The organism is Leifsonia shinshuensis (genome assembly GCF_022606355.1).
GTDB classification, from domain to species: Bacteria; Actinomycetota; Actinomycetes; order Actinomycetales; family Microbacteriaceae; genus Leifsonia; species Leifsonia shinshuensis_B.
In genome coordinates this window covers 238,937-251,571 of sequence record NZ_JAHHZQ010000004.1, presented here as the reverse complement: position 1 = coordinate 251,571, position 12,635 = coordinate 238,937, and the positions used below count along the sequence as shown (strand labels likewise).

Here is a 12,635-nt window from a genome sequence, read left to right as displayed (position 1 = left end):
GATGGACGCCGCCGCGGTCCGTGCCGTCGCCCTCGGCCTCCCCGAGGTCGAGGAGTACGACCACGGCGGGCTTCCGGCGTTCCGGGTGCGTGGCAGCCGGTTCGCCACGCTCCTCGACGCGGAGTCGTCGACCGTCAACCTGATGCTCGGCGAAGCCGGCATCCGGGAGGCGACGGCCGCCTGGCCGGAGCACTGCTCCGAGCGCTGGTTCGCCGGCCGGCTGATGGCCGCGCGGGTGGACTTCGCCGACATCGATCCCGGCCTGCTGCGCGAACTGGTCACCGACGCGTGGCGCAACCGTGCGCCGGCGACGCTGCGGCGCCTGCTCGACTAATCCGCCGCCGGCTCCTGAACGGCCGAACGGGCGCGGTGGCCGGTGTGGCCGAGCGACGCGACCACGATGGTCACCGCCGCCGACACCAGCACGCCGAGCGCGACGTTCACCAGCAGCGCGAGCGCACCCGCGGCCGCGCCCGCCGAGATCAGCACGACCGCCAGCGCCCGCCGCAGCCACAGCGCCCCGGTGCCGCCCGCGAGCCTGCTGTCGGCCGCGAGACCGGTCAGCGTGGAGGTCACCACGACGGTGGTCACCTCGGCGACCTTCACCCGGCGGGCGAGCGCCGCCTGCATCCCCATCGCGAAGCCCAGCGCCGACGTCGCGATCGTGCCGACCGTCTCCGGATCGAGGTGCAGTGCGAAGGCGAGCAGCGCGGCGATCGCGGTCAGGAGCGCTGCGATGATCCACAGGGTCACCGTCACCCGCCCCGACCAGCCGTCCTGGCGGCGTACCAGCCGAGAGCCGGCGACGGCCCCGGCGAAGAAGAACCCGAGGGCGAGCAGGGGCCGCAGGATCGGGAGGTTCGTCGTGCCGGTGAGCGCCATGCCGAGCAGCACGACGTTCCCTGTCATGTTCCCGGTGAAGACGCGGTCGAGGCCGAGATAGCCGACAGCGTCGACGACTCCGGTGGAGAACGTGAGGGCGAGCATGAGGGCGAGGTGCAGCCGATCGGCATCGACACCGCCCAGGCGATGAGAGACGGACACGCTCCACAACCTTAGGCCGTGCGGACCGGCGGCGCAGACCGCGGGTGCCGAGTGCGAGCGCGGAGCGCGGGTGCGGACCGGCGGTGCAGACTGGCCGCATGACGTTCACGCCCCCTCCCGCCACGACCACCCGCCCGACCCTCACCGGGACGTTCGGGATGTCCGCCTCCACCCACTGGCTCGCGACGGCCAGCGCGCAGGCCGTGCTGGAGCGCGGTGGCAACGCGTTCGACGCCGCCGTCGCCGCGGCCTTCGTGCTGCACGTGGTCGAGCCGCACCTGAACGGCCCGGGCGGCGACCTGGTGGCGCTGTTCGCCACGTCGGACGACCCGACGCCCGTCGTGCTCGCGGGGCAGGGCCCCGCACCGGACGCGGCGACCCGCGAGCACTACCTCGCCGAGGGACTCGAGCTGGTTCCGGGCGCCGGGGCGCTCGCGGCCGCCGTCCCCGGAGCGGTGGACGCGTGGCTGCTGCTGCTGAAGGACCACGGCACCTGGGAGCTGGCCGACGTGCTCGCGTTCGCCATCGGGTACGCGGAGGACGGCCATCCCGTGCTGGAGCGCGTGTGCGCGACGATCCGCACGGTCGCCGGCCTGTTCACCGAGCACTGGCCGTCGTCGGCCGAGCAGTGGATGCCGGGCGGGCGCGTCCCGGAGCCGGGCGAGCTGATCGCGAACCCGGCGTACGCTCGCGTGCTGCGCGGGCTGATCGCCGCCGGCGACGGCGCTGCGAGCCGAGAGGGGCGCGTGGAGGCAGCCAGAAGCGAGTGGGCGACCGGGCTCGTCGCACGGGAGGCGGCCGCGTTCGCGGCGATCCCGCACCGGCACTCCCCCGGAACCGACCACGCCGGGGTGATCGCGTAAGCCGATTTCGCGGCCTTCCGCGCGACCTACGAGCCGGCCACGATGCTGGAGTTCCGCGGCAGCACGATCGCGAAGACCGGGCCGTGGGGCCAGGGTCCTACACTCCTGGAGACCCTCGCCATCCTCGACGGCTTCGAGGAGGAGCGCCTCGACCCGTCGACGGAACTGGGCGCCCACACGATCCTGGAGGCGCAGAAGCTCGCCTACGCCGACCGCGACGCCTACTTCGGCGACGCGGCGGTGCCGGTCGCGGAGCTGCTCTCCCCCGATTACCTCGCCGAGCGCCGCGCCCTGATCGGCGATCGCGCCTCGGCCGAGTTCCGGCCGGGCGTCGTGCCGGGCGTCGCTCCGTTCGTGCCGCCGCTGCGGACCGCCTACGAACCTCCTGCGTCCGCCCCGATCGCCGGCACCGGCGAGCCGACCGTCTCCAGCAGCGGCGAGACGCGCGGCGATACCTGTCACCTCGACGTCGTCGACCGGTGGGGCAACATCGTCTCGGCGACGCCCTCCGGCGGCTGGCTGCAGTCGTCGCCGACCATCCCCGCGCTCGGGTTCTGCCTCGGCACCCGACTGCAGATGACCTGGCTGGAGGAGGGCTCCGCGTCGACGCTCAGGCCGGGTCACCGGCCGCGCACGACGCTCACCCCGACTCTGGTGCTTCGCGACGGCGTCCCCGTCGTCGCTCTCGGCTCGCCGGGCGGCGACCAGCAGGATCAGTGGCAGTTGCTCTACCTGCTCCGGACCATCGTGGGCGGGTACACGCCGCAGCAGGCCATCGACGCACCGGCGCTCCACACCACGTCGCTGACGGAGTCGTTCTGGCCGCGCACGTGGGTGCCGGCAGGAGCCGTCGTGGAGTCACGGCTCGGCGACGAGGTGATCGCGGGGCTGGAGGCGCGCGGCCACGTGGTGACCCGCGCCGGCGACTGGGCGCTCGGCCGGCTCTCCGCGGTGGGCCGCGACCCCCGGAGCGGCACCGTGTACGGCGCGGCGAACCCCCGAGGGATGCAGGGGTATGCGGCAGGGCGCTGACGAGGCGTCGAACATAACATTTCATAGGGCTAGACTTCAGGGGCGCCGACTGCCGGTCGGCGGGCAACACCATCATTGGAGAACAATTGCGTACTACCCCCCTCAGGGCACTCACGGGTCTCGCCGTCGCCGCGGCACTCGTCCTTGCACCGGCCACCGCCGCGACCGCGACCACACCGACCCGCACGCTCAGCACGATCGTCACGCACGAAGTGGCCTACGCGCCGAACCTCTACCAGATCGACGCGACCATCTCCGCCGTCACCGGCGGTACCGTTCGCGCGTACGTGACCGACGCGGCCGCTGTCCGGCTCAAGGACATCGGCGTCGTGGGCTCGACCGCCATCGCCGGAACCGTCACGTTCGCCGTGCAGAAGGCAGACTTCGTCGGAGCCGGTCACGAGAACCAGCTGTACGTCGAGATCTTCAATGCCAAGGGCGTCCGGATCGACGGCCAGGGCATTCTGATCAGCAAGTTCCTCGCCGCGCCCGTGACCCTCACGACCGCGCCCGGGCTCGCCGTGCCGACTCTGGTGAAGACCACTTCCAAGACGCTGACCTCGACGCTCACCGTCACGAAGGGCCAGTTCGGCACCAGCGTGAAGGTCACGATGTGGAGCCCCACCAGGGGCCAGATCGCCGAGTACCTGAACCTGAAGGCGTTCGCGCCGCAGAAGGTGTCGTTCGTGATTCCGACCGCCGACTTCGGCGGCTCCAACGGCAACTTCCTGAAGGTCCACGTCTACAACAGCGCCGGCACGCTCATCGACAGCTTCGCTTACACGGCCGCGTTGCTCGCCCCCGCGCTCAAGCTCTAGCACCCAGCAGTCCGCGAGGCCTCCGAACACGGTTCGGGGGCCTCGCGTCGTCTCAGCGACCTGGGGTCCTCACCAGACCGGCGGCCGGCGGTCCGCCCAGCGCAGGCGACGCTCGAGCTGCGCCGCCAGCGAGAGCAGGGTGCGCTCTCCCCCCGGGCGGCCGATGAGCTGAACACCCATCGGCAGCCCCTCGGCGGTCTGCGAGACCGGGACGACGATAGCCGGGAGGCCGGTGACGTTCAGCATCGAGGTGAACGGCGTGTACTGCACCTGCTGCTCGAAGTTGCGTTCGCCGTCCTCCTGGTCGTACCAGCCGATCGGCCGTGGTGTGAGCGCAAGGGCCGGGGTGAGGACCGCGTCGTACGACGCCAGCTGCCGGATGAACGAGCGCTCGTACGCGGTGAGCGCGCTCAGCGCCTCGCTCAGCTCGCGCGCACTGATCGCGCGCCCGCGCTGCACGAGCCACGCCGTGAGCGGCTCGAGCAGGGCGAGGGCGTCGCCCTCCGCCGGGATGCGCGCGGCGCCGGCCTGCCAGATGGTCCGGAAGGCGGGCGCGTACGTCGGGTCGGGTTCGAGCGCGGCCTCTTCCATCCCGTGCCCCAGGCTCGTCAGAGCCTCGACGGCGACGTGCAGTGCCGCCCGCGCCTCGGGGTCGATCGCGATGTCGTACGCGTCATCCCAGGCGGAGGTGGTCATCGTCGCCAGCTGGAACCGGCCCTCGCCGCGCACGGCGGTGCCGAGGAAGGGGCCGTCGTCGTCGTACGGGGCTCGCAGCGTGTAGTGGTGGTCGATCCGGCCGCCGACCCGGGCGATCATCCCGTCCAGCAGCAGGGCGGCGTCGGCCGTCGTGCGCGCGAGCGGACCGTCGACCACGAGCCCGGCGAGGGAGTCGATGCCGCTCCCGGCCGGAACGAGCCCCCGCGACGGCTTGATGCCGACCAGCCCGCAGGCCGCTGCCGGGATGCGCACGGAGCCGCCGCCGTCCGAGCCGGGCGCGAACGGCAGCATCCCGCTCGCGACCGCGACCGCCGCGCCGCCGCTCGATCCGCCCGCGCCGAGCGTGGGATCCCACGGATTGCGGGCCGGCGGTGCCGCGAGCGACTCGGTGTAGGCGGGGAGGCCGAACTCCGGCGCGTTCGTCTTGCCGAGGCTCACCGCGCCCGCCGCGTCGAGAGTCTCGACGATCTCGTCGGAGACCTCCGGCACGAAGCCGGCCATCACGCGCGATCCGAATCCGGTCGGGACTCCTGCGCGCATCCAGAGGTCCTTGTCGCCGGAGGGCAGACCCCAGAGCGGCGCCGTCTTCGGCACCGCCGCGGCGACCTCGTCGGCCCGGGCGAGCGCCCGCTCCCGCGTCACGGTGACGAACGCGCCGAGCTGCGGGTCGAGCCGCTCGATGCGATCCAGGTAGTGGGAGGCCAGCTCCCGAGGCGAGACGCGTCCCGCCTGCAGTTCCTGCCACAACTCCAACGCCGTCAGCTCATGCAGTTCCGCCATGCCCTCAACGCTAGGCCGAGAGCGGCGGATTTGCGCCGAATGTCGTCTCTGGCGTCCCCGAAAGCGACATTTGCGGCAAATCTCTTGACAGCCGCACGGTGCAGGTTGCATGGTTAGTTACATGACTAATGAACCCATGAGGTTCGCGTGATCGAAGAGGGCAAGCCGATCTTCGTCCAGATCGCCGAGCAGATCGAGAACGACATCATCGAGGGCGTCTACCCGCCCGAGACGCAGGTGCCGTCCACGAACGAGTTCGCGGCCTTCTACCGGATCAACCCGGCGACGGCCGGCAAAGGCGTCAACCTTCTCGTCGACGACGGGATCCTCTACAAGAAGCGAGGCATCGGCATGTTCGTCTCCGACGGCGCGCGCGAACAGCTCGTCGCCAAGCGGCGCGAGGCGTTCCGCGACGAATACCTCCGGCCCCTGCTCGCCGAGGCGGCGAAGCTCGGGATCGGCCCCGACCAGATCAGCCAGATGATCCAGAAGGAAGGAATCAGCGCATGAGCGCGACCCCGGTACCGACCTCCATCGCCCCCGCGGTGCAGGTGTCGAACGTGACCAAGCGATTCGGGTCGTTCACCGCGATCGACGACGTGTCCGTCACGATCAAGCCGAACCGCATCCACGGCCTCCTCGGCCGCAACGGCGCGGGCAAGACCACCCTGATGCAGCTCATCACCGGGCAGGACTTCGTCAGCGGCGGCGACATCCGGGTGTTCGGCGAGAAGCCCACCGAGAACGCACGCGTGCTGCAGAACATCTGCTTCATCAAGGAGAGCCAGCGCTACCCGGAGGACTTCCAGCCGCGGCACGTGTTCCGCAGCGCGCCGTGGTTCTTCGAGAACTGGGATGCCGACCTGGCCGACCGGCTGATCGAGGACTTCCGGGTCCCATTGACCCGTCGCATCAAGAAGCTCTCCCGTGGCCAGCTCTCGGCGGTCGGCGTGATCGTCGGGCTCGCATCGCGGGCGCCGCTGACGTTCTTCGACGAGCCCTACCTCGGGCTGGACGCCGTGGCGCGTCAGCTGTTCTACGACCGGCTGCTCGAAGACTTCGCGGAGCACCCGCGCACGGTCGTGCTCTCCACGCACCTGATCGACGAGGTGGCCAACCTCCTCGAGCACGTCATCGTCATCGACCAGGGCCGCATCCTGATGGACGACGACGCGGAGACGCTCCGCTCGTCCGCCACGACGGTCGTCGGGCCGCGCAGCGCGGTCGACGCCTTCGTCGGCTCCCGCGAGGTGCTGCAGCGCGACGGCATCGGCGGCCTGGCCTCCGTGACCGTCTCCGGCCTCGGCCCTGCCGAGCGCACGCAGGCGGCGGCTGCCGGCCTCGAGCTCGCTCCGGTGTCCCTCCAGCAACTCATCGTCCGCAAGACCAACGTCCGTGAGACAGAATTCGAGCAGAGCGCATGACCGCCATCACCCACGACTCCAGCGCCCCGGCACTGAACGCCGGCCCCGGCACCGGCACGCGCATCTGGCGCGTCGTCCGCCTCAACCTGGTGAACAAATGGACCACCATCTGGGTGCCCGTGATGATCATGTTCTTCATCTGGCTGGTCAACTGGCTGATCTGGTGGATCATCTGGGGTGCGACTGCACCCGCCGACCGCGCGAAGGCGATGGACGGCACGCAGTGGAGCGGCGGCGCCTTCTACGTGTTCGTGTACATGCTCGTCGTGGGCATCCAGGTGATCTCGGCGACGTTCCCGTTCGCGCTCGGCTACAGCGTGACCCGCCGCGACTTCTCGCTCGGCTCCGCGCTCACGTTCCTCCTGCTGTCCGCCGGCTACTCGATCGGGTTCACAGTGCTCTCGTTCGTCGAGGAGTGGACGAACGGGTGGGGGCTCGGCGGGCATCTGTTCACGTCGGTCTACTTCGCGGGCGCGTCGTTCCCGGGAAGGCTGTTCATCGTGTTCAGCGGCATGCTGTTCTTCTTCGCGATCGGGGCGTTCTCCGCCGCCCTGTTCATGCGGTGGCGGATGTACGGCGTGCTCGCCATCCTCGCGCTGATCGTGCTCCTGATCGTCGGCGCATCCGCCCTGATCACCTTCACCGGCGGCTGGCCGGCGGTCGGCGACTGGTTCGTCGCCAACGGGCCCGTGGGCGTGACCGCCTGGCTGCTCGTTCCGACCGCACTCGCCGCGCTGGCCGGCTACGCGGTGCTCGCCAGGGCGACCCCGCGCAGCTGAGCCGTTCCGGGACCACCGGACATGGACGTGGCCGGGAGCTCTGCTCCCGGCCACGATTTGTGCCATCGGCCTCACTCGGCCGACCCGCCACGCGGGCCGTCCGACGATGTCGTCGACGTCAGCCTAGGTCGTTCCGGCGGATCGCATCCGGATACTCGGCAAACGCAGAGACGCTGCTAATCGAGTTCCTGGAATACCGTCACCTGGAGCTCGCCCGGTGTCGCGAGCCGCGAGTTCAGCGAGTTCCAGGGCGTCACCGTCGGGGGCGCGATCAGCTCGGCGCCCGCCTCCACCAGCCGAGCGGTGACCGCGCGCCCGTCGCCCACCTCGAAGGCCAGCCGAATGTGCGGGGCGACCGGTCGGCCGACCTCCACGTCGTCGATCATCGCCTTCTGGGCCGGGTTCGCGAGTTCGAGCGTTGCCCTGCCCGCATCGAGGATCGCGACCCGCGCGCCGCCGTCGCCCGCGTAGCTCTCCTGCTCGGGGAGTCCGAGCACGTCGCGGAAGAACGCGAGCGCCGTGTCGTAGTCCTCCGCCTCCACCACGATGCGCAGCTGCCGCACCGGTGTCGTGTCGTCCATCCGTGGTTTCCTTCCGATCGGTAGCGTGGTGGCGTGCTGGGTTACATCTTCCTCGCCGTCGCCATCGCGACGGAGGTCGTGGCGACGACGTTCCTCAAGTTCACGTCGGGCGACAACCCCAGGTGGTGGGCGTTCGCCATCGTCGTGGTCGGCTACGTGGCTTCGTTCTTCGCACTGTCCCAGTCGCTCTCGCGCGGAGTGCCTCTCGGTGTCGCCTACGCGATCTGGTCGGCCGTCGGCGTCGCCGTGATCGCGGTGATCTCGTGGGTCTTCTTCAACGAGTCGCTCACCTGGGTGCAGATCCTCGGCCTGGTGCTGCTCATCGGAGGCGTCGGCCTCCTCGAGCTCGGCGGACGCCACCCCGCCTCCTGAGCCGAGCCTGCCCGCCGCCCTCAGCCGACGAACGCCGCCAGGGCGTCGTCGATGGTCCGCGCCGGCTGCACCCACGGGAAGATGGCGCCGACGCCCTCCGGCACGTAGTCGCCTCCGGCCGTGAGCGTGATCGTGCCGAGCGGACGGCCGCGGTCCGGCACGGCGTCCTCGTCTTCGTACGAGTGGTCGTAGACCGAGAACACGTCGCCGTCCTCGTAGACGGACAGGTCTTCCAGCAGCGGCATGTCAGAACCTCCTGGTGAACGGCATGGGCTTGCGCATCCGGATGAGCAGCAGCAACGGCACCAGCACGTAGGGGCCGTTGTAGAGCAGGAAGACGACGGGGTTCGGCGTACGCTCCCCCACCGGCCCGAAGAACTCGACGCCGAAGATCGGGATCGCCGTCAGGCTGATGATCATCGTCGCGTAGATGACGCAGAAGAGCTGGATCCAGTTGAATCCCTTGACCAGGCACACGATGAGCAGGATGTAGAACGGCAGATACACGAAGGCGCTCGTGCCGGTGATGAACCGCAGCCACAGCGGCTCGTGCATGTAGAGCGGGTCGTACTGCGAGGAGTAGGTGTAGTTCCACTGGGCGAGGATGTTCGTCGTCGTCGCCGTCTGCGGGATGCCGAGGGTCGGGATGGCATCGCTGATGATGCAGGTGAGGCTGAACAGCGAGAACATCACGACGAAGAAGATGTCGAACGGGCGCTTGCGCAGCGGGAGGTTCGCGGGCGCCGCTGGCGCGGCGGAGGCGACCTTGCCGGTGTCGGTGGTGGCGGTGGTCACGCACCACACCCTAGTGGCGAGCGCACCTCACTTGAGGGATTTCTGCATCAGCACCGTGCCGAGCCAGCGCTCGAACTTGTAGCCGACGCGTCCCATGCGGCCGATCTCGGTGAAGCCGAAGTTCTCGTGCATCTTGATGGAGGCTTCCGCGCCCTTGTCGGCGATGACGGCGATCATCTCCTTGAGCCCCGCGGCCTTCGACCGGTCGATCAGCTCCTGCATGAGCACAGGGCCGAGACCCTTGCCGGTGGAGGCCGCGCCCAGGTAGATCGAGTTCTCGACGGTGAACCGATACGCGCGCTTCTGCTTCCACGGCGTCACCAGGGCGTAGCCGAGGATCTGCCCGGTGGACGACTCGGCGACGATGAACGGCATGCCGAGCTTGTGGAGGTACGCGAACTTGTCCTTCCACTCCTTCAGCGTCATCGCGTCCTCGTCGAAGGTGACGGTGCTGTTGGCGACGTAGTGGTTGTAGATCTCTCGGACATCGGGGAGGTCTTGCGGTCGCGCGTCGCGGAGGCTGTACTCGAAGGGCGACTCTCCGGGCTCCGGCTTGCGCAGGTGCCGTGGGAGCACCCGACGCGTCTCGTATTCCTCTTCCAGCACAGCGACCTCCGTAACGTGCACGACAAGCGTACGTCGTGGAGCGTTTCGAGCGCGTTACGGCTCCAGCGACCAGTCCACCGGCTGTTCGCCGACCCCCTCCAGCAGGGCGTTGCTGCGCGAGAACGGCCGCGAACCGAAGAAGCCGCGGGAGGCCGACAACGGGCTCGGGTGCGGTGACTCGATCACGGGATTGCCGTCGAGCATGGGCTTCAGCGTGGAGGCGTCCCTCCCCCACAGGATGCTCACGAACGGCCTGCCGCGCGATACCAGCGCGCGGATGGCGTGCTCGGTGATCGGCTCCCAGCCGGCGCCGCGGTGGGAGGCCGGGGCGCCGGGGCGGACGGTCAGCACCCTGTTGAGCAGCATCACGCCGCTGTTCGACCACGCGCTCAAGTCGCCGTGCGCCGGCGGCACGATGCCGAGGTCGTCGCGCAGCTCCCGGTAGATGTTCTGGAGGCTGCGCGGGATCGGGCGCACGTGGCGCTCCACCGCGAACGAGAGACCGATCGGGTGGCCGGGCGTCGGGTAGGGGTCCTGCCCGACGATGAGCACGCGCACGTCGGAGAACGGCGCACGGAAGGCTCGCAGCACGTTCCCGCCGGCCGGCAGGTACGGCCTCCCGGCCGCGACCTCCGCGCGCAGGAAGTCGCCCATCGCCGCGATCCGGTCGGCGACGGGGGCGAGCGCTTCTGCCCAGCCCGGATCCATCGAGCCGTCGGCGGCGAGCTCGGCGAGCGCCTTCGCCATCAGAGTCTCCGTGCCATCAGAGTTTCCGCGGTGCGGTGCTCAGTGCGTGGCCGGGGTGACGGGCGGGAGCGCGGACCAGGGGAACGTGATCCACCGGTCGGTGCGACGCCAGACGAAGTCGGGCTCCAGCACGGTGTGCGGCTTGGAGTAGAGGCAGACGGTGCGCACGTCGGCACCGGAGGCCGCGATCAGGTCGACCACCAGCGCGAGGGTGCGGCCGGAATCGGACACGTCGTCGACGAGCAGCACGCGCTTGGCCTCGAGGGCGGACGCGTCGAGCATCGGGGGCAGCACCACCGGCTCGGGGAGGCGCGAGTCGACCCCCGTGTAGAACTCCACGTTGAGGGCGCCGCACGCCTTGATGCCGAGGGCGTACGAGATGGCGCCGGCGAGCAGCAGGCCGCCGCGCGCGATGGCCACCACCATGTCGGGTTCGAAGCCGGATTCGACGACCTCCCCTGCGAGATGGCGCGACGCCTCGCCGAACTCGAGCCAGCCCAGGACCTCCCGTTCGGTCTCCGCGAGAACGCCTGTACCTGAATCGTCGAGTTCGCTGGCCACGCATCTACCGTACAAGGGCAGGGCAGGTGTTAGCATCCGCGCATGACATCGGAGAAGACGGTCGCCCAGCGTCGGGCGACCACGGCGATCGGCGCGACAGCGGCCCTCATCGGCTGGCTCGCGCTGGTCGAGCTGACCAGCGGCATCCTGCAGGGCTACTACGTGCCGCTGATCTCCGACATCGTCAAGCATCTGGGAATCCACGACGCCGACTACAACTGGTTCGAGGCGGCCCAGCTGCTGCTCTCCGCGCTGGTCGTCCCCGTGCTCGCCAAGCTCGGTGACATGTTCGGCCACAAGCGCATCCTCCTGATCGCCACGGTGCTCACGGCGCTCGCCAGCTGGGCGCTCGCCTTCTCGAACGACTTCTCGACCTACCTCCTCGCGTTCGCGCTGCAGGGCTTCTACGTGGTCTGGCTTCCCCTGGAGATCGCGCTCATCTTCGACCGGGGCCGCCGAACGGGCACAGCCGCCTCACGCACCCGCCGCGCCGCCGGCCTGCTGGTGGTGGCGCTGGAGGTCGGTGCCATCGTGGGGGCGATCGGCGCCGGGTTGCTCTTCGAGGCGCTGGGCCAGAACGTCTCCCTCACGCTCATGGTGCCTGCAGCAGCGGTCACGCTGGTGTTCTTCGCGATCCTGTTCGGGGTGCCGGAGTCGGAGCCGGTCCGTGGCCGTACGCTCGACGGCGTCGGCTTCCTGCTCCTGACGCTGGCTCTGCTGCTGATCACGTCCGGCCTGACCTTCCTCCGGATCAACGGGGTGGGCACCTGGTGGGTGTGGGCGCTCATCCTGCTCGGCGTCCTCGCGTTCGTGCCGTTCGGGCGCTGGGAGCTGAAGCAGAAGGATCCGGCCATCGACCTGCGCGTGATGCGGAGGCCGAACATGTGGCCGGTTCAGCTGACGGCCGGCCTGATCGGGATCAGCCTCCTCGGAGCGCAGGCGCCGCTGAGCACCTACGCCGGCACGGATCCCGTGAACGGCTACGGGCTCGGCCTCAGCGCAGGGCAGCGCAGCATCCTGATCGGCGCGTACCTGATCTCGATGATCGTCGGAGCCGTCCTCTTCCCGCTGATCTCGTCCTGGCTCAGCCCGCGCGTCACACTGATCGGGGCCGCGTTCCTGGTCGCGATCGGCTATCTGATGTTCCTGCCGTTCCACCTCCAGACGTGGGAGGTGTTCCTGAACATGGCGATCGCCGGCATCGGCTCGGGGGCGCTTGTCGGCGCACTGCCCGCTGCCGCCGCCGCCGCGGCCCCGCGCGGCCAGACGGGCGTCGCGACGGCGATGACGAACACCACGAAGACGATCGGCGGCTCCTTCGCCTCCGCCGTCTTCGGTGTCGTGCTGCTGACGGGCGCCGCGACCGTCACCGCCACGGCGGCGAGCCTGTTCGGCTACATGCTGGTCTGGACGATCTGCGGTCTCGGCGCGCTCGTGGCAGCGATCCTCCTCTTCTTCGTGCCGCGCCTGGCATTCGCCGACGCGGAGGCTGCGATCGTCTGACCGGACGAGACAG

The 12,635-nt window shown here is 69.9% G+C and carries 15 protein-coding genes and 1 pseudogene; 8 read left to right on the top strand and 8 right to left on the bottom strand.

Features of this window, described 5'->3' with window-relative positions; genetic code table 11:
* Position 1: 1 nt before the first annotated feature.
* A complete protein-coding gene (locus tag KNO15_RS16525) occupies positions 2-334 on the top strand; it encodes an MmcQ/YjbR family DNA-binding protein (RefSeq protein ID WP_241704898.1) in 333 nt (110 codons plus the stop codon).
* Here KNO15_RS16525 and KNO15_RS16520 read toward each other — a convergent pair.
* Positions 331-1,044 (bottom strand): YoaK family protein, encoded by a 714-nt coding sequence (locus KNO15_RS16520; protein ID WP_241704897.1) that lies wholly within the window; start codon positions 1,042-1,044, stop codon positions 331-333. The two genes, KNO15_RS16525 and KNO15_RS16520, sit on opposite strands and share 4 nt — an antisense overlap.
* A gap of 98 nt (positions 1,045-1,142) precedes the next feature.
* Here KNO15_RS16520 and KNO15_RS16515 point away from each other — a divergent pair.
* Together KNO15_RS16515 and KNO15_RS16510 are read left to right on the top strand one after the other, a co-directional pair.
* Positions 1,143-2,939 (top strand): annotated as a pseudogene (locus KNO15_RS16515) (gamma-glutamyltransferase family protein).
* A gap of 86 nt (positions 2,940-3,025) precedes the next feature.
* Positions 3,026-3,757: a hypothetical protein gene (locus KNO15_RS16510; RefSeq protein ID WP_241704896.1), complete on the top strand. Its 732-nt coding sequence runs from the start codon at positions 3,026-3,028 to the stop codon at positions 3,755-3,757.
* Positions 3,758-3,826: 69 nt separating this feature from the next.
* Here KNO15_RS16510 and KNO15_RS16505 read toward each other — a convergent pair whose 3' ends face one another.
* The gene (locus KNO15_RS16505) at positions 3,827-5,254 is read right to left on the bottom strand and encodes an amidase (protein ID WP_241704895.1); all 1,428 of its coding nucleotides are present in this window, start codon (positions 5,252-5,254) and stop codon (positions 3,827-3,829) included.
* Between the two features lie 147 nt (positions 5,255-5,401).
* Here KNO15_RS16505 and KNO15_RS16500 point away from each other — a divergent pair, with 147 nt between their 5' ends.
* The 3 genes from KNO15_RS16500 to KNO15_RS16490 are packed head-to-tail and all read left to right on the top strand — an operon-like array spanning position 5,402 to position 7,457.
* Positions 5,402-5,764, top strand: a complete 363-nt coding sequence (locus KNO15_RS16500) for a GntR family transcriptional regulator (protein ID WP_241704894.1) — start codon at positions 5,402-5,404, stop codon at positions 5,762-5,764.
* The gene (locus tag KNO15_RS16495) at positions 5,761-6,678 is read left to right on the top strand and encodes an ABC transporter ATP-binding protein (protein ID WP_241704893.1); all 918 of its coding nucleotides are present in this window, start codon (positions 5,761-5,763) and stop codon (positions 6,676-6,678) included. The genes KNO15_RS16500 and KNO15_RS16495 overlap by 4 nt, the downstream gene beginning before the upstream one ends.
* Positions 6,675-7,457, top strand: a complete 783-nt coding sequence (locus tag KNO15_RS16490) for a hypothetical protein (RefSeq protein ID WP_241704892.1) — start codon at positions 6,675-6,677, stop codon at positions 7,455-7,457. Before KNO15_RS16495 ends, KNO15_RS16490 begins: the two co-directional genes overlap by 4 nt.
* Before the next feature lie 176 nt (positions 7,458-7,633).
* On the opposite strand, the gene KNO15_RS16485 is transcribed toward KNO15_RS16490, so the two are convergent.
* Complete coding sequence (locus KNO15_RS16485; protein ID WP_241704891.1) at positions 7,634-8,038, bottom strand: VOC family protein; 405 nt, start codon at positions 8,036-8,038, stop codon at positions 7,634-7,636.
* Positions 8,039-8,071: 33 nt separating this feature from the next.
* On the opposite strand from KNO15_RS16485, the gene KNO15_RS16480 reads away from it, so the two are divergent.
* The gene (locus KNO15_RS16480) at positions 8,072-8,410 is read left to right on the top strand and encodes a DMT family transporter (RefSeq protein WP_241704890.1); all 339 of its coding nucleotides are present in this window, start codon (positions 8,072-8,074) and stop codon (positions 8,408-8,410) included.
* 20 nt (positions 8,411-8,430) lie between these two features.
* On the opposite strand, the gene KNO15_RS16475 is transcribed toward KNO15_RS16480, so the two are convergent.
* From KNO15_RS16475 to KNO15_RS16455, 5 genes are read right to left on the bottom strand one after another with little or no spacing between them, the layout of a single operon-like run.
* On the bottom strand, positions 8,431-8,655 hold the full coding sequence (locus tag KNO15_RS16475; RefSeq protein ID WP_241704889.1) for a hypothetical protein: 225 nt from the start codon (positions 8,653-8,655) through the stop codon (positions 8,431-8,433).
* A 1-nt stretch (position 8,656) separates the two neighbouring features.
* Complete coding sequence (locus tag KNO15_RS22935) at positions 8,657-9,205, bottom strand: DUF2781 domain-containing protein (protein WP_241704888.1); 549 nt, start codon at positions 9,203-9,205, stop codon at positions 8,657-8,659.
* Between the two features lie 27 nt (positions 9,206-9,232).
* Positions 9,233-9,811 carry a GNAT family N-acetyltransferase gene (locus KNO15_RS16465; protein WP_241704887.1) on the bottom strand — a complete coding sequence of 193 codons (579 nt, stop codon included), beginning with the start codon at positions 9,809-9,811 and terminating at the stop codon, positions 9,233-9,235.
* A gap of 54 nt (positions 9,812-9,865) precedes the next feature.
* Entirely contained in the window at positions 9,866-10,558 is a 693-nt protein-coding gene (locus KNO15_RS16460) for a uracil-DNA glycosylase (RefSeq protein ID WP_241704886.1), read from the bottom strand.
* Positions 10,559-10,597: 39 nt separating this feature from the next.
* The gene (locus KNO15_RS16455) at positions 10,598-11,119 is read right to left on the bottom strand and encodes a phosphoribosyltransferase (protein ID WP_241704885.1); all 522 of its coding nucleotides are present in this window, start codon (positions 11,117-11,119) and stop codon (positions 10,598-10,600) included.
* A 42-nt stretch (positions 11,120-11,161) separates the two neighbouring features.
* On the opposite strand from KNO15_RS16455, the gene KNO15_RS16450 reads away from it, so the two are divergent.
* A complete protein-coding gene (locus KNO15_RS16450; RefSeq protein WP_241704884.1) occupies positions 11,162-12,622 on the top strand; it encodes an MFS transporter in 1,461 nt (486 codons plus the stop codon).
* Positions 12,623-12,635: the final 13 nt, after the last annotated feature.

Excerpts from the sequence above, each read along its gene's own strand:
- KNO15_RS16525 (WP_241704898.1), top strand. The coding sequence starts at position 2 with ATGGACGCCGCCGCGGTCCGTGCCGTCGCCCTCGGCCTCCCCGAGGTC.
- KNO15_RS16505 (WP_241704895.1), bottom strand. The coding sequence starts at position 5,254 with ATGGCGGAACTGCATGAGCTGACGGCGTTGGAGTTGTGGCAGGAACTG.
- KNO15_RS16495 (WP_241704893.1), top strand. The coding sequence starts at position 5,761 with ATGAGCGCGACCCCGGTACCGACCTCCATCGCCCCCGCGGTGCAGGTG.
- KNO15_RS16490 (WP_241704892.1), top strand. The coding sequence starts at position 6,675 with ATGACCGCCATCACCCACGACTCCAGCGCCCCGGCACTGAACGCCGGC.
- KNO15_RS16485 (WP_241704891.1), bottom strand. The coding sequence starts at position 8,038 with ATGGACGACACGACACCGGTGCGGCAGCTGCGCATCGTGGTGGAGGCG.
- KNO15_RS16475 (WP_241704889.1), bottom strand. The coding sequence starts at position 8,655 with ATGCCGCTGCTGGAAGACCTGTCCGTCTACGAGGACGGCGACGTGTTC.
- KNO15_RS16460 (WP_241704886.1), bottom strand. The coding sequence starts at position 10,558 with ATGGCGAAGGCGCTCGCCGAGCTCGCCGCCGACGGCTCGATGGATCCG.
- KNO15_RS16450 (WP_241704884.1), top strand. The coding sequence starts at position 11,162 with ATGACATCGGAGAAGACGGTCGCCCAGCGTCGGGCGACCACGGCGATC.